Origin of the sequence: Mycobacterium parascrofulaceum ATCC BAA-614 (assembly GCF_000164135.1) — a bacterium.
Lineage (GTDB): Bacteria > Actinomycetota > Actinomycetes > Mycobacteriales > Mycobacteriaceae > Mycobacterium > Mycobacterium parascrofulaceum.
In genome coordinates this window covers 874,507-898,901 of sequence record NZ_GG770555.1, presented here as the reverse complement: position 1 = coordinate 898,901, position 24,395 = coordinate 874,507, and the positions used below count along the sequence as shown (strand labels likewise).

Below are 24,395 nucleotides of genomic sequence, written 5' to 3'. Positions count from 1 at the left end.
CAACAGCCGGTATTTTGGAGGTGCCATGCCCCGCGCAATCCACGTCTTCCGCACACCCGACCGCTTCGTGGCCGGGACCGTCGGCCAGCCGGGAAACCGCACGTTCTACATCCAGGCGGTGCACGATTCCCGGGTGGTGTCGGTGGTGCTGGAGAAGCAGCAGGTTGCGGTGCTGGCCGAGCGCATCGGTGCGCTGCTGCTCGAGGTGAATCGCAGGTTCGGCACGCCGGTTCCCCCGGAACCCGCTGAGGTCGAGGATCTCAGCCCACTCATCACCCCGGTCGACGCCGAGTTCCGGGTCGGCACCATGGGGCTGGGCTGGGATTCGGAGGCCCAGACCGTGGTGGTCGAGTTGCTGGCGGTCACCGACGCCGAATTCGACGCGTCGGTGGTGCTCGACGACACCGAAGAAGGTCCCGACGCGGTGCGGGTGTTCTTGACGCCGGAGTCGGCGCGGCAGTTCGCGACCCGCTCCAATCGCGTCATCTCAGCGGGGCGCCCGCCGTGCCCGCTGTGCGACGAACCGTTGGATCCCGAGGGCCATATCTGCGCGCGCGCCAATGGTTATCGGCGCAGCGCGCTGCTCGGGCCTGACGATGAACTTGAAGGCTGACGACCGTGAGGTGTTGCGGAACGGCGAGCTGACGGTCCTCGGACGCATCCGCTCAGCCAGCAACGCCACCTTTCTGTGCGAGTCCGCGCTCGGCGAAACGACCGTGCACTGCGTCTACAAGCCGGTCTCCGGTGAGGCGCCGCTGTGGGACTTTCCCGACGGAACGCTGGCCGGCCGCGAACGTGCGGCGTATCTGGTCTCGACGCAGTTGGGCTGGAACATCGTGCCCTACACGGTGATTCGGCACGGTCCGGCCGGCCCGGGCATGCTGCAGCGTTGGGTCGACCAACCGGGCGACGCGGCCGACTCCGAACCGAGGCCCGGCCCCGACCTGGTCGACCTGTTTCCCGCCCACCAGCCGCAGCCGGGCTACCTGCCGGTGCTGCGGGCCTACGACTACGCCGGCGACGAGGTCGTGTTGATGCACGCCGACGACATCCGGCTGCGGCGGATGGCCGTCTTCGACGTGCTGATCAACAACGCCGACCGCAAGGGCGGCCATGTCCTGCGCGACGTCGAGGGCCACATCTACGGCGTCGACCACGGGGTGTGCCTGCATGTCGAGAACAAGCTGCGCACGGTGCTGTGGGGCTGGGCGGGCAAGCCCGTCGACGAGAAGATGCTGGAGGCGGTGGCCGGGCTCACCGAGGCGCTCGACGGCTCGTTTTGCGACGAGCTGTCCGAGCTGATCACGCGGGCGGAGATCGCGGCGCTGCGGCGGCGCGCGCACGCGCTGCTGAACGACCCGGTGATGCCGGGACCCAACCGGCACCGGCCCATTCCCTGGCCGGCCTTCTGAGGCGATGGCAAGCGCGGCGGAGCCGGGCGCGGCCGGTCGCCGCCACGGGTTCGAGCCCCGCGCGGGCGTCGGAGATACTGGACCGGTGAGCCAGGGCCCGGACGAGCTGACCGACGCGGAACTGGCCGCCGAACTCGCCGCGGACGCGGGGGAGCTGCTGCTGAAGGTGCGCGACGAGATCGGCTTCGGTTACCCGTGGGCGCTGGGCGACGCCGGCGACAGCCTGGCCAACGAGCTGATCCTGCGGCGGCTGCGCGCCGAGCGGCCCGACGACGCGGTGCTCAGCGAGGAGGCCTACGACGACCTGGTCCGGCTCAAGCGCGACCGGGTGTGGATCATCGACCCCCTGGACGGCACCCGGGAGTTCTCCACGCCGGGGCGGGACGACTGGGCGGTGCACATCGCGTTGTGGCAGCGTCCCGCCGGCGACCCCACGAACGGCCGGCGCGAGATCACCGACGCCGCGGTGTCGCTGCCGGCCCGCGGAAACACGGTGTACCGCACCGACACCGTGACCGCCGACGCCGCCCGGGTCGGCATCCCGCACACGTTCCGCATCGCCGTCAGCGCCACCCGGCCGCCCTTCGTGCTGCATCGCATGCGGCAGTCGCTGGCGATTCAGCCGGTGGCCATCGGGTCGGCGGGCGCCAAGGCGATGGCCATCATCGACGGCGAGGTCGACGCCTACCTGCACGCGGGCGGCCAGTGGGAATGGGACAACGCGGCGCCGGCCGGGGTGGTGATGGCCGCGGGCATGCACGCCTCCCGGCTGGACGGCTCGCCGATGCGCTACAACCAGTCCGATCCGTACCTGCCGGACTTCGTGATGTGCCGCGCCGAGGTGGCGCCGATCCTGCTCGCGGCCATCCGCGACGCGTGGCGCTGAGTTGGCGCGTTTAGAGTCGTGGGCATGCAGTCGTGGGATTCTCCGCCGGTTCCGGTGGTGCCGGGACGCGGCCCGGAGCTCCGGCTGTACGACACCTCCGACCGGCAGGTGCGCCCGGTGGCGCCGGGATCCACCGCGACGATGTACGTCTGCGGCATCACGCCGTATGACTCCACCCACCTCGGCCACGCGGCCACCTATCTGACGTTCGACCTGGTCTACCGGCAGTGGCTGGACCTGGGCCACGACGTGCACTACGTCCAGAACGTCACCGACGTGGACGATCCGCTGTTCGAACGGGCCGAGCGCGACGGAGTCGACTGGCGCGAGCTGGGCGATCGCGAGGTCGCGCGCTTCCGCGAGGACATGGCGGCGCTGCGGGTCCTGCCGCCGCGCGAGTACGTCGCGGCCACCCAGGCGATCCCCGAGGTGGTCGAGCTGGTCGAGAAGATGCTGGCGTCGGGCGGGGCCTACGTCATCGACGGCGACTACCCGGACGTCTACTACCGGGCGGACGCCACGCCGCAGTTCGGCTACGAGTCCGGCTACGACCGAGAAACGATGCTGCGGCTGTTCGGGGAGCGCGGCGGCGACCCGGAGCGGGCCGGCAAGACCGACGAGTTGGACGCGCTGCTGTGGCGGGCCGCGCGCCCGGGCGAGCCCAGCTGGCCGTCACCGTTCGGTGACGGGCGGCCCGGCTGGCATGTCGAGTGCGCGGCGATCGCGTCCAGCCGCATCGGCAGCGGCCTGGACATCCAGGGCGGGGGCAGCGACCTGATCTTCCCGCATCACGAATTCACCGCCGCACACGCCGAATGCGTCCGGGGCGAGCGCAGATTCGCCCGGCATTACGTGCACGCGGGGATGATCGGCTGGGACGGGCACAAGATGTCCAAGAGCCGCGGCAACCTGGTGCTGGTGTCGACGTTGCGGGCCCAGGGCGTCGAGCCGGCGGCCATCCGGCTGGGCCTGCTGTCCGGCCACTACCGCGCCGACCGGTTCTGGAGCCCGCAGGTGCTCGAGGAGGCCAACACCCGGCTGGGGCGCTGGCGCAGCGCGACCGGGCTGCCCGCCGGCCCGGACGCCGCCGACGTGATCGCCCGCGTTCGCCAGTACCTGGCCGACGACCTGAACACGCCCAAAGCCCTTGCGGCGCTTGATGGGTGGGCTACCGACGCGCTCGAATACGGCGGTCACGACACCGACGCGCCGCGATTGGTGGCCACCGCGATCGACGCGCTGCTCGGGGTGGAACTGTAAAACTGGACCGCTGGAAGCGGTACCTTATCGGCCATGACGTCGCTGCAGGACCAAGTCGTTTTCATCACCGGTGGTGCCCGGGGCATCGGCGCCGAGGTCGCGCGTCGGCTGCGCAAGAAGGGCGCCAAGCTCGTGCTCACCGACCTCAACGACGCCGAGCTGACCGCGCTGGCCGCCGAACTCGGCGAGGACCACGTGCTGACCGCGGTCGCCGACGTGCGGGACCTGCCGGCCATGCAGGCCGCCGCCACCCGAGCCGTCGAACGCTTCGGCGGCATCGACGTCGTGGTGGCCAACGCCGGAATCGCCAGCTACGGGTCGGTGCTGCAGGTCGACCCCGAGGCGTTCAAGCGGGTGCTGGACATCAACCTGCTCGGCGTCTTCAACACCGTGCGCGCCACCCTGCCGGCCGTGATCGAACGCCGCGGCTACGTGCTGATCGTGTCGTCGCTGGCCGCGTACGCCGCTTGTCCCGGCCTGGCGCCCTACAACGCGTCGAAGGCCGGCGTCGAGATCCTCGCCAACGCGCTGCGGCTGGAGGTCGCCCACCGCGGCGTCACGGTGGGCTCGTCGCACATGTCGTGGATCGACACCGCCCTGGTCCGCGACAGCGAGGCCGACCTGCCCGCCTTCGGGAAACTGCTCTCCAGCTTCCCGTGGCCGCTGAACAAGACGACCACCGTCGCGAAATGCGCCGACGCGTTCGTCAAGGGCATCGAGGGACGCCGGAGCCGCGTCTACTGCCCGGGCTGGGTGGCCCTGTTCCGCTGGATCAAGCCGGTGCTGTCCACCCCGGTCGGGGAGCTGCCCCTGCACAAACCCACGGCGGAGCTGCTGCCCCAACTCGACGCTCAAGTCGCCGCACTCGGGCGCTCCACCAGCGCCTACAACCAGGACTTGGGCAAGAAGGCTTAGCGGCGGGGGCTTAGCGGCGGGGTTTACCGGCCGAACCCGGGCCGGCGACGACGCAGGTAACGCTCGAACTCCGCGGCCAGCGCGTCGCCGTCGATCTTCCCCAGGGCCTCGTTCATGTCGACCTCGGCGTCGCCGCGCTGTTCGAGCGACAGCACGTATTCCGCCAGGTCCTCGTCCTCGGCGGCCATCTCGGTGATGGCCTGCTCCCACTCCTCGGCATCCGTCGGCAGATCGCCCAGCGGAACCTCGATGTCGAGCACGTCCTCGACGCGGCGCAGCAGCGCCACGGTCGCCTTCGGGTTCGGCGGCTGCGACACGTAGTGCGGCACCGCCGCCCAGAACGTCACCGCCGGGATCCCGGCCGCGACGCAGGCGTCCTGAAACACCCCGGCGATGCCGGTCGGGCCCTCGTAGCGGCTCTCCTCGAGCCCGAAGCGTTTGGCCGACTCGGGGGAGTAGGCGGCGCCCGAAACCGGGACCGGCCGGGTGTGGGGAGTGTCGGCGAGCAGGGCGCCCAGGATGACCACGGTGTCCACGTTGAGCTTGTCGGCGATGGCGACCAGCTCGGCGCAGAAGGTGCGCCAGCGCATGTTCGGTTCCACGCCGTGCATCAGCACGACGTCGCGGTCGCTGCCCGGCGGCCGGCAGTGCGAGATGCGCATCGCGGGCCACACCAGTTCCCGGGTGACCCCGTCGACCTGCCGTATGACGGGCCGATTCACCTGGTAGTCGTAATAGGCCTCGTCGTCGATCTCCAGGATCGGATCGGCTTCCCAGATCGCCTCCAGGTGCTCGAGGGCGTCGCTGGCCGCGTCACCGGCGTCGTTCCAACCCTCGAACGCCGCCACGACGATGGTGTTGTGCAGTTCGGGCAGGGCGGCTTCGCCGAAAGGAGGGCCGTCGGGCGGGGTCACAGATTCAGCGTACGGCCTAAGACTCGATTGTTCGGGCGTCGGTGTAGGCGATCTTCGGACCGCCGGCCACTTCACCGGGGGCTTTAGATAGGACGGCTATTCTTATGGGTGCCGGCTTGCAGGGCGCCGACGAGCGGGTCTGCGCGGGCGAGACGAAATACGCGCGGCTGCAAACTGGTTACCCTTGGTAACTACGGCAAGTACGTTAAATACGACATCGACTACCACATCGACTACCACATTGACTACGACATCGACTGCGACATCGCCGACAAGGCCCGCGAGCCGGCGCGCAAAGGGCACCGCATCGCCGAGCGGGTCGGGTCGGACAGGGCGTCCAGACGTCGGCTGACGACGTAGACTTTCCACCGTCGAGAGGCGTTGCAACGGCTATTTGGGGGACCGGGGTCCCCTGGTATCCGCCACGCTCGGCAGAGTCAAGGACGCCTTCCGCTACGGAAGGAATTACGTGAACGCCGCTGAGTCAGACTTTGCACCGAACATCCGTCCCGACTGCACCGACGAGCTGTCGGCTGCCCTGCGCCGGCGGATCATGGTGATCGACGGCGCGATGGGCACGGCGATCCAGCGGGACCGGCCGGATGAGGCGGGCTATCGCGGCGACCGGTTCACGGAGTGGCCGACCGCTCTGCAGGGCAACAACGACCTGCTCAACCTGACGCAGCCGCAGATCATCGAGGGGATCCACCGCGAGTATCTCGAGGCGGGCGCCGACATCCTGGAGACCAACACGTTCAACGCGAACGCGATCTCGCTGTCCGACTACGGCATGGCGGACCTGGCCTACGAGCTGAACTACGCCGGTGCCGCCCTGGCCCGCAAGGCCGCCGACGAGTACAGCACCCCGGACAAGCCGCGTTACGTGGCCGGCGCGATCGGGCCGACCACGCGCACCGCGTCGATCTCGCCGGACGTCAACGACCCCGGCGCCCGCAACATCTCCTACGACGAGCTGGTCGCCGCCTACCTCGAATCCGCCAACGGCCTGGTCGACGGGGGGGTGGACCTGCTCATCATCGAGACGATCTTCGATTCGCTGAACGCCAAGGCGGCGGTGTTCGCGGTCGAGACGCTGTTCGAGGAGCGCGGACGCCGCTGGCCGATGATCATTTCGGGCACCATCACCGACGCCTCCGGGCGGACGCTGTCGGGCCAGGTCACCGAGGCGTTCTGGAACTCGATCAGGCACGCCAAGCCGATCGCCGTCGGCCTCAACTGCGCCCTCGGTGCGCCGGAGATGCGGCCCTACATCGCCGAGGTGTCGCGGATCGCGGACACGTTCGTGTCCTGCTACCCCAACGCGGGCCTGCCCAACGCCTTCGGCGAGTACGACGAGTCTCCGGAGCGCCAGGCCACCTACATCGCCGACTTCGCGGAGGCCGGTCTGGTCAACCTGGTCGGTGGGTGCTGCGGGACGGCGCCGCCACACATCGCCGAGATCGCCAAGGTCGTCGAGGGCTTGAGACCGAGGGAAGTGCCGCACATTGCCGTGGCCACCCGGCTCTCGGGGCTGGAGCCGCTCAACATCACCGACGACTCGCTGTTCGTGAACATCGGTGAGCGCACCAACATCACCGGCTCCGCCCGCTTCCGCAACCTGATCAAGGCCGAGGACTACGACACCGCGCTGTCGGTGGCCCTGCAGCAGGTCGAGGTCGGCGCGCAGGTCATCGACATCAACATGGACGAGGGCATGATCGACGGTGTCGCCGCCATGGACCGGTTCACCAAGCTGGTCGCGGCCGAGCCGGACATCAGCCGCGTCCCGGTGATGATCGACTCCTCCAAGTGGGAGGTCATCGAGGCGGGCCTGAAGAACGTGCAGGGCAAGCCGATCGTCAACTCGATCTCCATGAAGGAGGGCGAGGAGAAGTTCATCCGTGAGGCGCGGTTGTGCCGCAAGTACGGCGCCGCCGTCGTCGTGATGGCCTTCGACGAGCAAGGGCAGGCCGACAATCTGGAGCGCCGCAAGGAGATCTGCGGGCGGGCGTATCGGATCCTGACCGAACAGGTCGGCTTCCCGCCCGAGGACATCATCTTCGACCCCAACTGCTTCGCGTTGGCGACCGGCATCGAGGAGCACGCGACCTACGGCATCGACTTCATCGAGGCCTGCGCCTGGATCAAGGAGAACCTGCCGGGTGTGCACATCTCCGGCGGCATCTCGAACGTGTCGTTCTCGTTCCGGGGCAACAACCCCGTCCGCGAGGCGATCCACGCGGTCTTCCTGTACCACGCCATCAAGGCGGGCCTGGACATGGGCATCGTCAACGCGGGCGCGCTGGTGCCCTACGACTCGATCGACCCCGAGCTGCGGGACCGCATCGAGGACGTCGTCCTGAACCGTCGTGACGATGCGGCCGAGCGGCTCCTGGAGATCGCCGAGCGGTTCAACAAGACGGACAAAGCCGAGGATCCGAAGGCGGCCGAGTGGCGCAGTCTGCCTGTCCGCGAACGGATCACGCACGCGCTGGTCAAGGGGATCGACGCCCACGTCGACGCCGACACCGAGGAGTTGCGGGCCGAGATCGCCGCCGCCGGCGGGCGCCCGATCGAGGTGATCGAGGGCCCGCTGATGGACGGCATGAACGTCGTCGGTGACCTCTTCGGCTCGGGCAAGATGTTCCTGCCCCAGGTGGTGAAGTCGGCCCGGGTGATGAAGAAGGCCGTCGCGTACCTGCTGCCGTTCATCGAGGCGGAGAAGGAGCAGAACGGCGCCTCCCAAAATGGAGGAGCGGGCAAGGACACCAACGGCACGATCGTGATGGCGACCGTCAAGGGCGACGTCCACGACATCGGCAAGAACATCGTCGGGGTCGTCTTGCAGTGCAACAACTTCGAAGTGATCGACCTCGGTGTGATGGTGCCCGCCGAGAAGATCCTGGCCGCGGCCAAGGAGCACGACGCCGACATCATCGGGCTGTCCGGCCTGATCACCCCGTCGCTGGACGAGATGGCCAACTTCGCCGTCGAGATGGAACGCGAAGGGTTGGAGATCCCGCTGCTGATCGGTGGCGCGACCACCTCGCGCGCGCACACGGCGGTGAAGATATCGCCGCGGCGCAGCGGTCCGGTGGTCTGGGTCAAGGACGCGTCCCGCTCGGTGCCGGTCGCCGCCGCGCTGCTCGATGACAAGCAGCGTCCGGCCCTGCTGGAGGCCACCGAGAAGGACTATGCATCGCTGCGCGAACGGCACTCCCAGAAGAACGAGCGGCCGATGGTGACGCTGGAGAAGGCCCGCGCCAATCGGACGCCGATCGAGTGGGACGGCTACACGCCGCCGGTGCCCGCTATGGGTGCGGGAGTACGGGAATTTCAGGACTACGACCTCGCCGAGTTGCGCGAGTACATCGACTGGCAGCCGTTCTTCAACGCCTGGGAGATGAAGGGCCGGTTCCCCGACATCCTCAACAACCCGGGCACCGGCGAGGCCGCCCGCAAGCTGTACGACGACGCCCAGGAGATGCTCGACACCCTGATCAAGGAGAAGTGGCTGACCGCCAACGGGGTGATCGGTTTCTTTCCGGCCAACGCGGTCGGTGACGATATCGAGGTCTACACCGACGACACTCGCACCGAGGTGCTGACCACGCTGCACAACCTGCGCCAGCAGGGCGAGCACCGCGACGGCATCCCGAACCGGTCGCTGGGCGACTATATCGCGCCCAAGGACACCGGCCTGGCCGATTATGTCGGCGCCTTCGCCGTCACCGCCGGGCTCGGCAGCCAGGAGAAAATCGCCGAGTTCAAGGCAGCCCTGGACGACTACAGCGCGATCCTGCTGGAGTCGATCGCCGACCGGCTGGCGGAGGCGTTCGCCGAACGCATGCACCAGCGGGTCCGCAAGGAGTTCTGGGGATTCCAGCCCGACGAGCAGCTGGACAACGACGCACTCATCGACGAGAAGTACGTGGGAATCCGCCCGGCCCCCGGCTATCCGGCCTGCCCGGAACACACCGAGAAGGTGACGCTCTGGAAGTTGCTCGACGTTCGCGAGCGGACCGGCATCGAGCTGACCGAGTCGATGGCGATGTGGCCCGGTGCCGCCGTCAGCGGTTGGTATTTCTCGCACCCGCAGTCGCAGTACTTCGTGATCGGCCGGCTGGCCCAGGACCAGGTCGCCGACTACGCCAGGCGCAAGGGCTGGACCCTGCAGGAGGCCGAGCGCTGGCTGGCCCCCAACCTCGGCTACAACCCGGAGGACTGACCCCCCCGGCGGCGCTAGATGCGCAGCACGGGCGCCAACGCCGAGAGCGGGATGTGCGCCTGTACCGTGCCGCCGTCCATGTACCACTGCATGACGCCCGGCGTGAAATTGAGCGGCTCGTCGTGGCCCACCGGATAGTCCGGCATGTACAGGATCAACTCGTCCGGAGTCATCGCCCACGCCTTGTACGCACCGGAATACACCTTGTCCGGCGTCCAGCGGTCGACGACGAAGGGGTAGGTCCCCGGGTCGTGCGGCGGCGGCGCCTGGTCGAGCGCGGTTTGGATAAACGGTTGGGCGAGTGGGGGAATCGCTGTCAACGGATTCGACGTCGTCAGATCGGCCAGCTGCACCCGCCGGCCGCTTGCCATGTCGAAGGTGAAGGTCCGGTAGGCGTTGTTGAACTTCGGTCCGTCGGCGTGGTAGTCCTCATGGAACACCGCGCTGAGCAGGTTGCCGTGCCGGAACACCTCGAAGTTCTCTTCGCCATAGCTGTCCGCGGCCATGCTGCCGTTGGCGCTCTTCCAGTTGTCGACCAGGGTGCGCAGGTAGTCGCGGATCACCGGCCCGGTGGTCGGGTTGTCGACCAGGTCGTCGGGGACCGCGACCTTGATGTCGCGCACGGCGTTGCGCTCCGACGTGACCGAGGTGTGGCAGTACTGGCCGTCCCAGTCACCGCCCAGCTCGCCGCAGAACGACGGGGCGGACGCGCGGGCGGTGGCGGTGCCGGGAATCGTTGCGGCAACGGCCAATACGGCCGTCGCGAGGAGCGCGCGCATCACAGCAGCTGGACTTTGCTCGCCCGCCAGCGACCGTCGACCTTTTCCATCGTCATCTTGACCCTGCTGCGGTCGATGCGCGGGTCGGGCGCCGCCGTGTTGGTGACGGTCTGGTCGATGAACACAAGCACGACAACCTTGTTCGTGGATTCGGACTGGATCGCCGAGTCCACCACCACCCCGTGCGCGGTCGCCTTATTGTCGATCAGCAGCTGCCGAAGCTTGACGCTGGACTGCGTGTACATGTCCTTGAACTCGCCCGTCGCGCCATCGAGGACCTGCCTGAAGTTGTCGTCGACCTTGTTCGAGTCGATGCTGGTCAGCACCTGCGCGTAGGCGATGGCCGCCTGCTGGGCCTGTTCGCCGGCCAGCTTGACCTGATGGTCTTGCCACTGCCGCCAGCCGAGGAATCCCGAAACGGCAAGTGAGGCAACGAGTAAAACCGGTAGCGCGCCGCGACGCAGATAGCGCCCCCACTGGCGCCCGCCGTGCTCCGCCCCGGGGCGCTTGCGTTTGAGCAGCGCACCGCCGCCGCTCTCGTCATCGCCAGCCTCGTCATCGCCAGCCCCGTCATCGCCAGCCTCGTCGCCAGCCTCGTCATCGACAGCCTCATGGGCCCCTTGGCCGGATTCTTCGACGCGCGCGTCGTCGGCGGCTTCGGTTGCGGCGGGCGGTGTCTCGGGGTCCCGCTCCGCTTCCGCGTGCGCCTTGGCCCTGGGGTTCTTCTTGGTAGTCACGATCATGATGGTCTCCTCGCGGTCGGTTCAGCGGGTCAGTGCGGCGGTTCGATCGGCAGCTGCGGGCCGCCGTAGGGGGTGGGAATGGTGTAGCGGCCCCGCGGGGTCGGATCGGTCCGGCGGCCGAGGTCCGCGCCCGGCGGGGGGCCGGCCGTGTCGTCGCCCCCCGGCCGCGGCGCGTTCTTGGCCCCGCGGATCGAGACCGCGGGGTCGTCGTCGCGGCAATAGGTGTACATGAAGGGCTCGTAGTAGTCGGCGGCCGAGGAGGCGTGTGCCGGTGTCCCGTAGTCGCACACGTAGCGCGGGTACAGGTCGGCCGTCGCCCAGACTCCGTGATCGTGAAAGGCGCTCGTCACCGCGTCCAACACCGATCCGCGGTAGTCGGGGAACAGCGCGTTGAGAGCCGGCACCCGCAGATAGAGCAGCTGCGACATGGTGGCCATGCTGCCCAGCAACTGCACCATCGTGTCCGAATTGTCGGCGAACAGGTTGTCCACCGCCGAAAGTGTGCGCGGCGTCTGCGCGGTCAACCGCCGATAGCCGGCCTGCATCCGGGCCACGCCCCTCAGCGTGTGGTTGAGTTCCGTTGCGGCGGCGCCCAGTCCGGCGTTCTTGTCGCCGGCCAGCGTGAGCACGACGCGGCTGGTCTTGAGGACGCTGGTGGTTTGGGGCAGCACCGAATCGAGCGTGGACAGCAGGAAGGTGCCCCCGTCGACGATGGCGGTCAGCTTCGCGGGGCCCTCCTTGCTCAGGCTCAGTTCCTTCTTGATCAACTCGACTTTGTGGGGGTCGACTTGGGCCAGCAGCCCGTCGGCGTCGCCGAGCAATTGTGCCAGGCTGACCGGGACGCTCGTGTGGTCGGAGGTGATGATGCTGCCGTCGTGCAGATACGGCCCCGCATCGGATGCGGCCTCGAAGTTGATGAACTGCTCCCCGGCCGGCGAGAGCGCCGACACGTGCACGACGCTGTTCGCCGGGATCCGCACCTTCGACGTGATTCTGGCGATGGCGTTCACCCCGTTGTCGGTGATCTGCAGCGACTCGACGCGCCCGACGCGCACTCCCCGCTGCGAGACATCCTGGTTTGGCAGCAGGCCGCCCGATTCGGGCAGCTGCACGGTGACCCGCTAGGACGAGGCGAACGGCTGCACCCGCAATGCGCCGATCAACAGGTAGGCGGTCGCGACGACGAGAATGAGCACCAATCCGGCGACCGACAGCCAGACCTGTCGCCGGTGCGCCGCGCGCACCGCACGGACGATGAGAGTGGCGGCCTCGCCGATGGCGCGGTTCACCGTTGCGGTCCCGGCGGTGGCCCGGGGGCGACATCGATCTGGCCCGGGATGTTCGGGTCGGGAATGACCGGGACCTGTGGCGAATTCGGGCCGCGGCCCACCACGCGCTCCTGTAGCCGCCACAGGGTGTATTTGAGGGTGCCCACGAGCAGGTTGACGTTGTAGTGGTGCGGCCCGTGCAACCCGATGTCGCCGGGGAATCCGATATCGGGGATCGATCCGAGCATGATCTTGTCGACGCTGACGTTCACCGAAATCGAGTTTCCCGCCGTCGATTTGACCAGCGGGGGAATGAGGCGGTTCAACGCCAGCCAGCTGGTCTCCGGGCTCACCGCCACGTCGTTGGCGGCGGCGGTCACCGTGTTCAGGTCGCGGATGATGCTGCGGCCGCAGGTGTCCGTGCCGCCGATGGACGGGAATCGGGCCAGCAACCGGGAGGTGGCGCCCACCTGCATGGCCAGCTCGGAAAGCTCGGCGGTGTTGTCGGCCAGCGCCGATGTCGCGGGGCCGGCGGCCGTCATCTAGTCGCTGATGGTCTGGTTCTTGGCGTCCAATTCGTCGGCCAGGCCGGACAATTGGGCCAGCGCGTTCGAGATCTGATCGGATCGCGAGTCCAGCCTGCCCAGCAGCTCGTTGGACTTGCGGATCATGTCCCCGAACGCCTGGCCCTGGTCGCCGGTCGCCTTGCCGAAACCGTTGATGATGTTGGTGAAATTGCGAATTGCCCCGCCGTTCACCAGGACCGCCGCCGAGCTCAGCACCGACTCGACCGTCGCGGCGGCCGCCGTCGACTCCAGGCCGATGGTGTCGCCGTCCTTGAGCAGGGGGGCGCCGGGATCGCTCGCCGACGGCGGCTTCAGCGCGACGAACACGTCGCCCAGCGGTGTCGCGGTCCGCAATTCGGCGGTGCTGCCCCGGGGCAGTTGCACGCCGTCCCTGATGCGCAGCCGGGTGACCGCGGTGTAGTTGCGCGCGACCATCGATTCGAGCTGCCCGACGTCGGCGCCGGCGAGCTTCACCTTGGCGTTCATCGGCAGGTTGAGCGCGTTGGAGAAGACCGCGGTCAGGGAGTAGCCGCCCGAACCCAGCCCCGGCGCCGGAAGGGGCAGGCTGGCAAGGCCATTCGTGGCGCATCCCGCGGTGGCGGCTGCCGTGACCATCGCCGTGGCTATCGACGGGACCATCGCCTTAGCCACGACCGCGAGCCTGCCCCGCCCGCGCTCCGCGCCCGTGACCCTCATTTCTGCCCCATGGCGGCCATGCCGTCCAGCACGTAGGTCAGGCCGAAATCGGGGCCGAAGTCCTGGATCGTCCCGGTGCTGCAGCCCAGCTGGCGAAGGCCCATCAGGTTGCAGATCTCCTTGGTGTACTGGCTGTCGAAGAGCAGCCGATCGGTGAGGAAGCGGGCACGCACGCTGCCGTTCGCGCGGTCGATCATGTTGTAGGCGTTGTCGGCGACCAGCGGAGCCAGGTCGAGCAGTTCGGCCAGGTCGCGTCGCTGGTCGGTGACCGTCTGCAGGGTGGCGTTGCCATTCAGGGCGGTCTGCTTGATGTTGTCCCGGTTGGCGTCGAGCAGGTCGCCCGCCCGCTGGATCAGCTGGTCGAGTTTGCGTCCCGTGCTGCCGCTACCCAGGTCCTCGTCGGCCATGATCTGGCTGACTTGGTGGATGGTGGAGGCGAATTCGCGCAACTTGGTGTCGTTCGCGGACACGGCGTCGAACAGGGTGCTGATGTTTTTCACGATCGTGGTGATCTGCTCGCGCGTCGTCGCGCCGCCGTCGCTGGACAGGCGCAGCGCCTTGGCCAGCTCGCCGAGCGCCGCTTTGATCTTTTCGCCGTTCCCGCTGACCACCGCGGTTCCGCCGTTCAGCACGTCGGCGATCGGGCCGCCGCCGCGACCGTCGCCCTCGAGCGACTTGGTCACCTTGTCGAGAACGTTGAGGACGCTGCTGAATTCGACGGGGGTCTTGGTCCGGGGCAAGCCGATGGTGTCGTGGTCTTCCAGCGTCGGTCCGCCGTGATACGGCGGCGTGAGTTCGATCTGCCGGTCGGTGAGGATAGAGGTCGACACCGTGACCGCCTGCGCGGCGGCGGGAATTTTCACGTGGCGATCGACGGTGAACTCGACTTCGACGTAGCCGCCCCTGGGGGTGATCCTGGTGATCTTGCCGACCGGCATGCCCAGCACCGCCACCTCGTTGCCCTCGTACAGGCCGGCGGCGCTGTCGAATTGGGCGGTCACGGTGATCGTGTCCTCGCCGGCACCCAGGTACCACCAACCGGCGCCGACCACCGTGGCTATCACCGCGAGGACCGCGATGACGGCCACCGCTCTGCGGGCGGGGCCCCTCACTTGCAGTCCTTGAAATATTGGATCATGCCGAACTGCTTGGCGCGCCCACTGATTGCGCACATCCACGAGTCGATCAGCGGAACGTTGGGGGCGTTGAAGTTGATCGCGTTGCCGTCGCCGGTGAGGTTGGCCGCCTCGCGGAAGAAAATCGGGCTGGTTTGCAGCATGCTGCGCAGCAGGTCGTCGTGTTTGGACATCAAATCGGTGAAGTCCCGCATGTCTTTGATCAGCGAGTCCAAACCCGACCGGTCGTTGACCACGACCTGGCTCATGATGTCGATGAGGCTGGACAGGGATTGCATCATCGCGTGGAACACCGCGCGCCGGGCGACGAATTGCCCCAGCAGGTCTTGGCCCTGGTTGACGAGGGTGCCGATCCCGGCCTGCTGGCGCCGCAGCGTGTTGGTCACCTGCTCGGTGCTGCGCAGCAGTTGCCCGAGCTGGTCGCGCCGTAAGGCGATGATCGACGACAGCGTGTGGATGTTCGAAATCGCCTGCGGCACAACCGCGGGCAGGCCTTCGAGCTGCTTGCCGAGCACCGCGAGCGATTGCGCGAACCGGTCGGAGTCGACCTGCTCGAAAGTGGTGGTGGCGTCCTGCAACGCCGCTTGCAAGTCATAGGGGACCTCCGTGTGCGCGAGGTCGAACGTGTTGTCGGGCAGACGGCCCGGGCCATTGGGTTCGATCGCGAGGTACCGCGAGCCCAGGATGGTGGTGACCTTGATCTGCGCCCGGGAATCCTTGCCCAGCGCGATGTTGTCCCGGATCTTCAGCCCCGCCTCGACGTGGTCGCCCACCAGCTTCATGCTGGTGACGTTGCCCACCGGGATGCCCGCGACGACGATGGGGTTGCCGGCCCGCAGCGACGCGGCTTGCAGGAATTCCGCGCTGTAGTGCCGGTATCCGGCGCCCACGGCGTGCACGAGCAGCATGACGCCGATGATCACCGCGACCACCGCGACGGCGATGAAGCCGAGCCACGTCTTGTTGTAGCTTTCCAGCGGACGCCTTTTCATCCGCTCCCATACGGACGCGTCAGCCATCAGCCGTGCTCCTGCATCGGGGGGAGTGCCACGCCTTGTTGCCCGGCGTGGCGGCGTTGACGATGATCGGCACCACGTCGTTGAGGCCGGGGAAGAACCCCATGAAGTTCACGTCGCACACGTAGGCGTTGCCGTACGCGCCCTGGTTGCCGACGCGGGTGAGCCCCTTCAGCAGCAGCGGGATGTTGTCGCCGAAGAAGGCCACCTGCGGTTCGACGTCCATGATGTGCTTGGTGACTCCCGGCCGGCGGTCGATGAATTCGCGCAGTGCCGGGTACACGTCGGTGGCCGAGGCCGACAGCCGGCCGCTCACCCGGGCCAGCGACCCCACCGAGGCGACCAGGTCCGGGCGGCGCGCGTCGAGCTGGCCGACGGCGCTGCGGGCCTGGGTGATGACCTCGTCGAGGTCGTCGTTCTGCCGGGCCAGGTTGCCCATCACCTTGTCGAGATTGGTGATGACACTGCCGAGGGCCTGGTCCCGGCCCGCGAAAGTTTCGGTGAGCGTTGACGTCTGGGCGACCAGTGTGGTCAGCGAGGACGTGTCGCCCTGCAACGAGGCGATGATGCCCTTGGTGAGGTTGTCCGCGTCGTGGGGGTTCAGCAGGCTGAACAGCGGTTCGTAGCCGTTGAGCAGCGTGGTGACGTCGAACGACGGTTCGGTGCGCTCCAGCGGGATGGTGCTGCCCGGGGGAAGTTCCGGGCTGCCTTCCCTGCCCAACGACAGTCCCAGGTACCGCTGCCCGACGATGTTCTGGTACGTCACCGAGGCGAGGGTGTTGCCGAACAACCGCTGTTCGGACTGCACCACGAACCAGACTTCGCCAGTTTCCCGTCGAGCTCGATCTTTTCGACCCGGCCGACGCGCACCCCGGCCATCCGGACGTCGTCGCCTTCGCGGAGGCCGTACACGTCGCTGAACACCGCCGAGTATTTGGCGGTGTTGCCGGCCACGTCCCTACGCAGGCTGACGTACACCAGCCACGTCAGCGTCAACGAGACGACCATGAACAGCGTCAATGCGATGAGCGGGCCGCGAAACCTCATTTGGCCTCCCCGGCGGGCGGAGCCGGCGGGTGAGCCAGCGACACCGTGGTGCCGCGGGCGACGGGACCCAGCAGGAGTTCGGTGGCTTCGGTCGCGGGCGCGCCGGTGATCACGCCGAGCATGTTCCGTTCGTACTGGCTCCCGACGGGTCCCACGTTCCCCCCGAAGCGCGAGACGCCGAAGGAGGCCTGCGGAATCCACGGCGCCTTGGGGGCCACCGGCGCGACCCACGGTTCGTGCGGTTGGGGCGCCGCGGGGGCGCCGGGTGACGGGTTGTCGGGGTTGGCGCTTCCCGGCACGGGCGGCGAGGGCGTGATCCCCGGGGCCAGGGGCGGATTGGGATCGGTCAAGTTGGGGTTCGGGTTGATCAGCGGCGGCCCGACGGCGACGAGGTTGCCGTCCGGGCCGATGACGGTGCCCGGCGGCGGGGCCAGATCCTTGGGCGGCTGGTAGTTCTGCGGTAGCAGCACGTCGGGCAGGTCGGGACGCACCGGAATCAGCGGAGCGGTAAAGCAGCTGGGCCCCTTCAGTTCGCCGTAATGGGGGCAGTCCGCACGGGTGTAGGTGGAACTGGGCGTGAACGTCAGCATCGCGCGCATGTTGCCGAGGTTGGTCCGGGGGTTCCAGACCTGGTCCATGAATGTGTTGGCCAGGTTGTCCAACTTGGCGACCGCGGGCACGAAGTTGTTCGACTTCTGCGCCAGCACACCGAGAACCGGCGTGAAATCGGTGGTGATCCGAATGAGTTGGTCGATGTGGTTGCCCAACGACTGGCGCGTCGTGCCGACCGTGTCGTCGGCGCCCGACAGCAGCGAAGCCAGCTGCCCGCGTGTCTCGGCAAAGGTCCGCATCGGCTCGACGGCCTGGTGCAGCGCGTCGAGGAGATCCGGGGCGGTCTGTGCGAGCCCTCGCGTCGCGTCCAGCAGCGCCGACAAGGTCGACGGGCCGGCGTCGGTGCCGACGATCGAATTGAGCTGATCGAGAAGGCGATTCAGCTGCGCGCCGGCGTTGAGCAGGCTGACGCGGCGGTGGTCGGTGGCGGCGGCCAGCGCGGCCAGAATGCCGACGGACCGGTCGTCGCGGTCGCGGCCCGCGGCGGCGAGCAGGTCGCGCAACTTGGTGACGGTCGTCTGAAACAACACGGTCGGGAGCCGCCGGTCTTCCGGATTGTGCGCGCCCGCACGGATGCTCGCGCCGGCGCCCCGCTGGTTTGGGGGACCGACCAACTGAACCGAGGACACGGCGAAGACGTTGCTGGGCACCACCCGGGCGGTCACGCCGGCCGGAATGGCTTTGGCGAATTCCTGCTTGAGGTCGATGTGGACGTAGTTGGGCTTCCCGTGCGCCGCGGGGACGACGCCGTCGACCATGCCGACAAGGACGCCGTGGTATTTGACGTCCGACTTCTGCGGAAGGCCGTCGCCGACGTTCACCAGATCGGCGACCACTCGCACGTAATCGTTCAGCCTGCCAGTGGATTTGAGCAACATCGGTGGTCAGCAGGGCGCTGACCACAACGACGGCAATGCCGATGCCGAACAGCTGGCGGTCGGAGGGGCCGCGGCCGTCCAGCTCAAAGGAATTGGGCATGTTCCACCGACCTAGCCGCCGAACCTTGCACCGGAATCGACGCCCCACAGCGCCATGGTGAGCAGCATGTTCACGATGATCACCACGGTGATGCTGGCCCGCATGCCGTGTCCCGCGGCGACCCCGACGCCCTCGGGCCCGCCGCTGGCGTAGTACCCGTAGTAACACTGGATCGTGGAGGCGATCCAGACGAAGATGACGGCCTTGATCAAGGAGTAGACGATGTCCTGCCCGGCCAGCATCAGCGTGAAGTAGTGCAGATAGGAACCGGTCGAGCCGCCGCTGCCGATGCCCACCACCAGTTGCGTGCTCAGGTAGCCGATCGCCAGGCATGCGGCGTACAGCGGGACGATCGCCACCACCGACGCGATCAGCCTGGTGGTCACCAGGTACGGGATCGGGCGGATCGCAATCGATTCCATCGCGTCGATTTCCTCGGCGATGCGCATGGATCCCAGCTGGGCGGTGAAGCGGCAGCCGCCCTGCATGGCGAACGCCAGCGATGCCATCAGCGGAGCCAGCTCGCGGGTGTTGACCAACGAGGAGACGAACCCGGTGGCGGGCCCCAGGCCGAGCAGGTTCAGGAAGTTGTAGCCCTCGATGCCGACCAGCGCGCCGACGGTCACGCCGAGCACAACGGCCACCCCGGCCGTCCCGCCACCGACCACGATCGAGCCGTTGCCCCAGGTGATGTTCGACAGCAGGCGCAAGAACTCCCCGCGGTACTGGCGCAGCGCGAGCGGCACGGCGGCCAGCGCTCGCACGAAGAAGACCAGCAGATGGCCGAGCCGGATGATCGGCACCTTGCCGCGGCGGTAGAGCCGGACCAGCGGCACCGAGATCGGTGCGAACGGTTGGTAGGCGGAGGCGGTCACGTCACAGCCCCGTCCTGGGCGACAGCATGATGTAGAGCTGGCTGATGGCGACGTTGACGATCATCAGCAGCAGGATCGCCTCGACGACCGCCGCGTTGACCGAGTTCGCGACGCCCGTGGGTCCGCCCTTGGTGGACAGGCCTTTTGGCTGGACACGACGGCGACGATGGCGCCGAACACGATCGCCTTCACCAGCGCCAGGATTATGTCGCCGGTCGTCGCGAACGACGCGAACGTCGACACGAAGCTGCCCGGCGCCCCGTTCTGAAAGTAGACGTTGAACATGTAGCTCGCGAAGAATCCGGCGAAGCACACGACGCCGGTGAGGGCCACCCCGATCATCACCGCCGCGGCGAGGCGGGGGACCACCAGGCGGCGGATCACCGACACGCCCATCACCTCCATCGCGTCGGTTTCTTCACGCATCGTCCGCGAGCCCAGGTCGGCGGTGATCGCCGACCCGACGGCCGACGCCATCAGCACCGCGGCGACCAGGGACGCGCCCTGCCGGATGACCGCGAGCCCGCTGGCGGCCCCGGCCAGCGACGTCGCACCGACCTGCCCGGCCAGCAGTGCGAACTGGATGGACAGGGTGACGCTGATCGGCAGCGACACCAGGATCGTGGGCAGCACGGCGGTGCCGGCCATGAACGCGCCCTGGCGGACGAATTCCTGCCATTGGAATCGCCCCGTCAGCAGGTCGAAGAAGAAGTACTGAACGGTGCGCACACCCAAAACGAACTGTTCGCCGACCGTCGTCAGCGAGGCGACCGGGTGACGCTTGACGTACCCGGCCGACCAGTTGCGAACGGCGACGACACCCTCGAGTTGTGCCGTCATAGCGGCGTGCGCTGGAGCGCGTCCAGCAAACTCATGGCACGGGTCATCGCGTACCGGCTACCGCGTTCATCGGCCCTCTTCCCACCCCGTTGAAATCGTGAGTGCCGAGCAGACGACTTCGGAGGCCACCGACGCCAATGTTATTAAAATAGTGTCAACAGCCCCCGAAATCCTGCAGTTCATCGGTGTGTGCGGCATCACATTAGCCTACTTGATAGGCACTTTCAATAGTGTAGAGTCACTCATCTCAGTTCGTCGCTGGACGGCACCATGGGGTTGGAATGTCGGATTGACGAAGGTGATGGCATGCCCTCAGCAAACACCGGATCGCTGCGGGCCCGACGGCGTGCCGCGCTGCTCTCCCAGATTCAGCAGACCGCGCACCGGCTGTTCGCCGAGCGCGGCTTCGAGGCGGTGACGACCGAGGACATCGCCGCGGCCGCCGGGGTGTCCATCAGCACCTACTTCCGGTACGCGCCCACCAAGGAGGGCCTGCTGGTCGACCCGGTCCGGGAGGCGGCCGCCGAGATCGTGGGTTCCTACAGCGCGCGGCCGCAACACGAGTCGCCGGTGGAGGCGCTGATCCAGCTGTTCGTCACGCACGCCCGGGATGTCAGCGAGGTTGACGACCTCGACCCGTGGCGGCACGCCGTCGCGACGGCGCCCCACCTCCTGAGCAAATCCGTGCTGGTCAGCGAAACCGACCACGCCACGCTGATCGAGCAGGTCGCCCACCGGATGGGTGTCGATGCCGTGGCCGACATCCGGCCCGCGTTGTTGGTCCATACCAGTTTGGCCACAGTGCAATTCGTCCTCGACGGGTGGCTCAGCTCGGACATCGGCGCAAGCCCGCCTTTCCACGTGCAATTGGAGGAGGCGCTGCGGATCACCCTCGCCGGCTTCGACTGACGGGCGGCCCCAATCGTCGCCCCGGCGAAACCGAGATGACTTTGCTCGCCACCGCGTGAAACAATCGCTGGCCGTGAAGACCTTCGAGGACCTGTTCGCCGAGCTGGGGGAGCGCGCCCGCACCCGGCCGACCGGCAGCGCCACGGTCGCCGCTCTGGACGGCGGCGTCCACGGGCTGGGCAAGAAGATCCTCGAGGAGGCCGGCGAGGTCTGGCTCGCGGCCGAACACGAACCCGACGAGGCGCTGGCCGAGGAGATCAGCCAGTTGCTCTATTGGACGCAGGTGCTGATGATCGCGCGTGGCCTGTCCCTCGACGACGTCTACCGGAAGCTGTGAGCGTGCTGCGGGTCGCGGTTCCCAACAAGGGCACGCTGAGCGAGCCGGCCAGCGAGATTCTCGCGGAGGCGGGTTACCGGCGTCGCACCGATTCCAAAGACCTCACCGTCATCGACCCGGTCAACCAGGTCGAGTTCTTCTTCCTGCGGCCCAAAGACATTGCGATCTACGTGGGTTCGGGGCAGCTGGATTTCGGCATCACCGGACGGGACCTGGTCCGCGACTCGGACGCGCCGGTGCGCGAGCGGCTGGCGTTGGGGTTCGGCTCGTCGAGTTTTCGCTACGCCGGCCCGGCCGGGCGGGACTGGACGACGGCCGACCTGGCCGGCAAGCGGATCGCCACCGCCTACCCGAACCTCGTCCGAAAAGACCTGGCGGAACGCGGTATCGAGGCGACGGTCATCCGGCTCGACGGGGCGGTGGAGATTTCGGTGCAGCTCGGCGTGGCCGACGCCATCGCCGACGTCGTCGGTTCGGGCCGCACGTTGAGCCTGCACGACCTGGTGGCCTTCGGCGAGCCGCTGTGCGACTCGGAGGCGGTGCTGATCGAGGGCGCCGACCCGGACGGCCAGAACGGGACCCGGGCGGCGCGCGACCAACTGGTCGCGCGGATCCAGGGCGTGGTGTTCGGCCAGCAGTACCTGATGCTCGACTACGACTGCCCCCGTTCCGTCCTGGACCGGGCGACGGCCATCACGCCGGGACTGGAGTCGCCGACCATCGCGCCACTGGCCGACCCGGATTGGGTCGCGGTCCGCGCGCTGGTGCCCCGGCGGGGCGTCAACGAGATCATGGACGAACTGGCCGCCATCGGCGCCAAAGCGATCCTGGCTTCCGACATCAGGTTCTGCCGGTTCTGACCAAAGCCGCCTCGAGCGTCACGCCAGCGTGGCGCTCGACGCCGGCGGTCACGCTGGCGTGACGCTCGGCGCCGGCGGTCGGCGCCGGCGGTCGACGCCGGCGGTGACGTTCGAGGCGGGTGCCGCGGGCGCGGCTGTGTTAGCGTCCGCCTAGGGCTGCTTGCCCGTGTCACCCCATGGGCCGTCATACTCACCGTTGCCGGGCTGTTCGTTCCCCAGGAGGGTCTTCGTGACACACGCGCTTGTCTTGCTGCTGGCTTTACTGATCGGTGTCGTCGCCGGGTTGCGATCGCTGACGGCTCCCGCCGTGGTCGCCTGGGCCGCCTGCCCCGCCGCTCTTGGCTGGATCGACCTGCACGGCACGTGGGCCGCCTGGATGGGCAACATCATCACGGCCGTCGTTTTCACCGTGCTCGCCGTCGGCGAACTGGTCAACGACAAGCTGCCCAAGACGCCGGCACGCACCGCGGCGCCGATCTTCGCCGCCCGGATCGTCATGGGCGGGCTGGCGGGCGCGGCGCTCGGGGCGTGGCCGCACTGGACGTTTTCCGCGCTCGGCGCCGGCGTGATCGGCGCGGTGCTCGGCACCCTCGGCGGCTACCAGGCGCGCAAGCGGCTGGCCGCCGCCACGGGCAAGGACTTGGCCGTCGCGCTGCTGGAGGACGCGGTCGCGATAGTGGGCGGCTTCGCGATCGCCGCTGTCACGGGTCACGTGCTCACGGAGTACCTGCTGACGGCGGTTAAGTGACAGCGCATTTCGACGCGGTCATCGTCGGCGCCGGGCAGGCCGGCCCACCGTTGGCGGGACGCCTGACGGCGGCCGGGCAGCGCGTCGCGCTGGTGGAACGCAAACTGATCGGCGGCACCTGCGTCAACACCGGGTGCATCCCGACCAAGACGCTGGTCGCCAGCGCGTACGCGGCCCACCTGGCGCGCCGGGGCGCGGACTACGGCGTGACGACCGGGCCGGTCGGCGTCGACATGGCGAAAGTCAAGGCGCGCAAAGACGAAATCATGCTCGCGGACCGCAAGGGCGTGGAGGACTGGTTGACGGGCATGGACGGCTGCACCGTCTTTCGCGGGCACGCGCGTTTCACCGATCCGCACACGCTGCTCGTCGACGGCCATGAGCTGCGGGCCGACCGGGTGTTCCTGAACGTCGGCGGCCGCGCGGTGGTGCCCGACATCCCGGGGCTGTCCGGTGTCGACTACCTGACCAACGTCTCCATCCTCGAACTCGACACGCTGCCAAGCCATCTCGTGATCCTGGGCGGCAGCTACATCGCGCTGGAGTTCGCGCAGATGTATCGGCGCTTCGGCGCGCGGGTGACGGTCGTCGAGCGGGGTTCGCGGCTGGCGTCCCGTGAGGACGAGGACGTCTCGGCCACCGTGCGGGAGATCCTCGAGGACGAGGGCGTCGACGTCGTCGTCGGCGCGGACGACGTGCGAATCGCCAAGACGGACAACGGCTTCGAGCTCACCCCCAGCGCCGGTGCCGCGCCGATCGCTGGAAGCCACCTGCTGTTGGCCGTGGGCCGCCGCCCCAACACCGACGACCTGGGCCTCGATGCGGCCGGCGTGCGGACGGACGCCCGCGGCTACATCGTGGTCGACGACCAACTCAAGACCAACGTCGACCACATCTGGGCGATGGGGGACTGCAACGGCAGGGGCGCCTTCACCCACACCTCCTACAACGATTTCGAGATCGTCGCCGCCAACCTGCTCGACGACGACCCGCGGCGCGTGAGCGACCGCATCACCACCTACGCGCTCTACATCGACCCGCCGCTGGGGCGGGCCGGCATGACCGCCAAGCAGGTTCGCGCGTCGGGGCGCAAGGCGCTGGTCGGCAAGCGGCCGATGACACGAGTCGGCCGCGCGGTGGAAAAGGGTGAGACGCAAGGATTTATGAAGGTGGTGGTGGACACCGACACCCGGGAGATCCTGGGGGCCGCCATCTTCGGCGTCGGCGGCGACGAGGCGATCCACGCCATCCTGGACGTCATGTCGGCCAAAGCGTCCTACACCACCCTGGCGCGCACCATGCACATCCATCCCACCGTCAGCGAGCTGGTCCCCACCATGCTGCAGGAGATGACCCCGCTGCAGTGACCG

Annotated in this window: 18 protein-coding genes and 5 pseudogenes; 12 read left to right on the top strand and 11 right to left on the bottom strand. The window is 68.1% G+C overall.

Annotated features, from left to right (window positions below):
* The first annotated feature begins 25 nt into the window (after positions 1-25).
* The 5 genes from HMPREF0591_RS19645 to HMPREF0591_RS19625 are packed head-to-tail and all read left to right on the top strand — an operon-like array spanning position 26 to position 4,473.
* Positions 26-613, top strand: a complete 588-nt coding sequence (locus HMPREF0591_RS19645) for a DUF3090 domain-containing protein (protein WP_007170405.1) — start codon at positions 26-28, stop codon at positions 611-613.
* On the top strand, positions 597-1,412 hold the full coding sequence (locus HMPREF0591_RS19640; RefSeq protein ID WP_007170404.1) for an SCO1664 family protein: 816 nt from the start codon (positions 597-599) through the stop codon (positions 1,410-1,412). Before HMPREF0591_RS19645 ends, HMPREF0591_RS19640 begins: the two co-directional genes overlap by 17 nt.
* A gap of 4 nt (positions 1,413-1,416) precedes the next feature.
* Positions 1,417-2,298, top strand: coding sequence for a 3'(2'),5'-bisphosphate nucleotidase CysQ (locus tag HMPREF0591_RS19635; protein ID WP_007170403.1), 882 nt, complete (start codon positions 1,417-1,419; stop codon positions 2,296-2,298).
* A 24-nt stretch (positions 2,299-2,322) separates the two neighbouring features.
* Entirely contained in the window at positions 2,323-3,558 is a 1,236-nt protein-coding gene (mshC, locus tag HMPREF0591_RS19630) for a cysteine--1-D-myo-inosityl 2-amino-2-deoxy-alpha-D-glucopyranoside ligase (RefSeq protein WP_007170402.1), read from the top strand.
* 33 nt (positions 3,559-3,591) lie between these two features.
* Positions 3,592-4,473, top strand: coding sequence for an SDR family oxidoreductase (locus tag HMPREF0591_RS19625; RefSeq protein ID WP_007170401.1), 882 nt, complete (start codon positions 3,592-3,594; stop codon positions 4,471-4,473).
* 23 nt (positions 4,474-4,496) lie between these two features.
* On the opposite strand, the gene HMPREF0591_RS19620 is transcribed toward HMPREF0591_RS19625, so the two are convergent.
* Positions 4,497-5,387 carry a PAC2 family protein gene (locus HMPREF0591_RS19620; RefSeq protein ID WP_007170400.1) on the bottom strand — a complete coding sequence of 297 codons (891 nt, stop codon included), beginning with the start codon at positions 5,385-5,387 and terminating at the stop codon, positions 4,497-4,499.
* A gap of 108 nt (positions 5,388-5,495) precedes the next feature.
* On the opposite strand from HMPREF0591_RS19620, the gene HMPREF0591_RS19615 reads away from it, so the two are divergent.
* Both HMPREF0591_RS19615 and metH read left to right on the top strand, forming a co-directional pair.
* On the top strand, positions 5,496-5,747 hold the full coding sequence (locus HMPREF0591_RS19615; RefSeq protein ID WP_007170399.1) for a hypothetical protein: 252 nt from the start codon (positions 5,496-5,498) through the stop codon (positions 5,745-5,747).
* A gap of 109 nt (positions 5,748-5,856) precedes the next feature.
* Positions 5,857-9,615, top strand: a complete 3,759-nt coding sequence (gene metH, locus HMPREF0591_RS19610) for a methionine synthase (RefSeq protein ID WP_040623157.1) — start codon at positions 5,857-5,859, stop codon at positions 9,613-9,615.
* 14 nt (positions 9,616-9,629) lie between these two features.
* Here the strand turns inward: metH and HMPREF0591_RS19605 are convergent, their stop codons facing one another.
* The 10 genes and pseudogenes from HMPREF0591_RS19605 to HMPREF0591_RS19555 all read right to left on the bottom strand — a co-directional run bounded on the left by HMPREF0591_RS19605 (position 9,630) and on the right by HMPREF0591_RS19555 (position 20,171).
* Entirely contained in the window at positions 9,630-10,394 is a 765-nt protein-coding gene (locus HMPREF0591_RS19605; protein ID WP_007170397.1) for a mannan-binding family protein, read from the bottom strand.
* Positions 10,394-11,137, bottom strand: coding sequence for a tetratricopeptide repeat protein (locus tag HMPREF0591_RS19600; RefSeq protein WP_007170396.1), 744 nt, complete (start codon positions 11,135-11,137; stop codon positions 10,394-10,396). The genes HMPREF0591_RS19605 and HMPREF0591_RS19600 overlap by 1 nt, the downstream gene beginning before the upstream one ends.
* Positions 11,138-11,166: 29 nt before the next feature.
* Positions 11,167-12,426, bottom strand: a pseudogene (locus HMPREF0591_RS19595) (MlaD family protein).
* A pseudogene (locus tag HMPREF0591_RS19590) lies at positions 12,423-13,667 on the bottom strand (MlaD family protein). Before HMPREF0591_RS19590 ends, HMPREF0591_RS19595 begins: the two co-directional pseudogenes overlap by 4 nt.
* Complete coding sequence (locus HMPREF0591_RS19585; protein ID WP_040623155.1) at positions 13,664-14,779, bottom strand: MCE family protein; 1,116 nt, start codon at positions 14,777-14,779, stop codon at positions 13,664-13,666. Before HMPREF0591_RS19585 ends, HMPREF0591_RS19590 begins: the two are co-directional and overlap by 4 nt.
* Positions 14,776-15,822 carry an MCE family protein gene (locus HMPREF0591_RS19580; RefSeq protein ID WP_007170390.1) on the bottom strand — a complete coding sequence of 349 codons (1,047 nt, stop codon included), beginning with the start codon at positions 15,820-15,822 and terminating at the stop codon, positions 14,776-14,778. The genes HMPREF0591_RS19585 and HMPREF0591_RS19580 overlap by 4 nt, the downstream gene beginning before the upstream one ends.
* Positions 15,815-16,866: pseudogene (locus HMPREF0591_RS19575) on the bottom strand (MlaD family protein). Before HMPREF0591_RS19575 ends, HMPREF0591_RS19580 begins: the two are co-directional and overlap by 8 nt.
* Positions 16,863-18,456: pseudogene (locus HMPREF0591_RS19565) on the bottom strand (MlaD family protein). The pseudogenes HMPREF0591_RS19575 and HMPREF0591_RS19565 overlap by 4 nt, the downstream one beginning before the upstream one ends.
* 11 nt (positions 18,457-18,467) lie before the next feature.
* Positions 18,468-19,331 (bottom strand): ABC transporter permease, encoded by an 864-nt coding sequence (locus HMPREF0591_RS19560; protein WP_007170386.1) that lies wholly within the window; start codon positions 19,329-19,331, stop codon positions 18,468-18,470.
* Between the two features lies 1 nt (position 19,332).
* Positions 19,333-20,171: pseudogene (locus HMPREF0591_RS19555) on the bottom strand (MlaE family ABC transporter permease).
* Positions 20,172-20,477: 306 nt separating this feature from the next.
* Here HMPREF0591_RS19555 and HMPREF0591_RS19550 point away from each other — a divergent pair.
* The 5 genes from HMPREF0591_RS19550 (at position 20,478) to HMPREF0591_RS19530 (ending at position 24,392) form a co-directional block, all read left to right on the top strand.
* Positions 20,478-21,080 (top strand): TetR/AcrR family transcriptional regulator, encoded by a 603-nt coding sequence (locus HMPREF0591_RS19550; protein WP_040623153.1) that lies wholly within the window; start codon positions 20,478-20,480, stop codon positions 21,078-21,080.
* A 55-nt stretch (positions 21,081-21,135) separates the two neighbouring features.
* The gene (locus tag HMPREF0591_RS19545; protein ID WP_007170383.1) at positions 21,136-21,417 is read left to right on the top strand and encodes a phosphoribosyl-ATP diphosphatase; all 282 of its coding nucleotides are present in this window, start codon (positions 21,136-21,138) and stop codon (positions 21,415-21,417) included.
* Between the two features lie 2 nt (positions 21,418-21,419).
* A complete protein-coding gene (gene hisG / locus HMPREF0591_RS19540; RefSeq protein ID WP_040623402.1) occupies positions 21,420-22,277 on the top strand; it encodes an ATP phosphoribosyltransferase in 858 nt (285 codons plus the stop codon).
* A gap of 229 nt (positions 22,278-22,506) precedes the next feature.
* On the top strand, positions 22,507-23,025 hold the full coding sequence (locus tag HMPREF0591_RS19535) for a membrane protein (RefSeq protein WP_040623151.1): 519 nt from the start codon (positions 22,507-22,509) through the stop codon (positions 23,023-23,025).
* Complete coding sequence (locus HMPREF0591_RS19530) at positions 23,022-24,392, top strand: FAD-containing oxidoreductase (RefSeq protein WP_007170379.1); 1,371 nt, start codon at positions 23,022-23,024, stop codon at positions 24,390-24,392. Before HMPREF0591_RS19535 ends, HMPREF0591_RS19530 begins: the two co-directional genes overlap by 4 nt.
* Positions 24,393-24,395 lie beyond the last annotated feature (3 nt).

Excerpts from the sequence above, each read along its gene's own strand:
- HMPREF0591_RS19645 (WP_007170405.1), top strand. The coding sequence starts at position 26 with ATGCCCCGCGCAATCCACGTCTTCCGCACACCCGACCGCTTCGTGGCC.
- HMPREF0591_RS19640 (WP_007170404.1), top strand. The coding sequence starts at position 597 with ATGAACTTGAAGGCTGACGACCGTGAGGTGTTGCGGAACGGCGAGCTG.
- HMPREF0591_RS19635 (WP_007170403.1), top strand. The coding sequence starts at position 1,417 with ATGGCAAGCGCGGCGGAGCCGGGCGCGGCCGGTCGCCGCCACGGGTTC.
- mshC (WP_007170402.1), top strand. The coding sequence starts at position 2,323 with ATGCAGTCGTGGGATTCTCCGCCGGTTCCGGTGGTGCCGGGACGCGGC.
- HMPREF0591_RS19625 (WP_007170401.1), top strand. The coding sequence starts at position 3,592 with ATGACGTCGCTGCAGGACCAAGTCGTTTTCATCACCGGTGGTGCCCGG.
- HMPREF0591_RS19605 (WP_007170397.1), bottom strand. The coding sequence starts at position 10,394 with ATGCGCGCGCTCCTCGCGACGGCCGTATTGGCCGTTGCCGCAACGATT.
- HMPREF0591_RS19600 (WP_007170396.1), bottom strand. The coding sequence starts at position 11,137 with ATGATCGTGACTACCAAGAAGAACCCCAGGGCCAAGGCGCACGCGGAA.
- HMPREF0591_RS19580 (WP_007170390.1), bottom strand. The coding sequence starts at position 15,822 with ATGGCTGACGCGTCCGTATGGGAGCGGATGAAAAGGCGTCCGCTGGAA.
- HMPREF0591_RS19550 (WP_040623153.1), top strand. The coding sequence starts at position 20,478 with ATGCCCTCAGCAAACACCGGATCGCTGCGGGCCCGACGGCGTGCCGCG.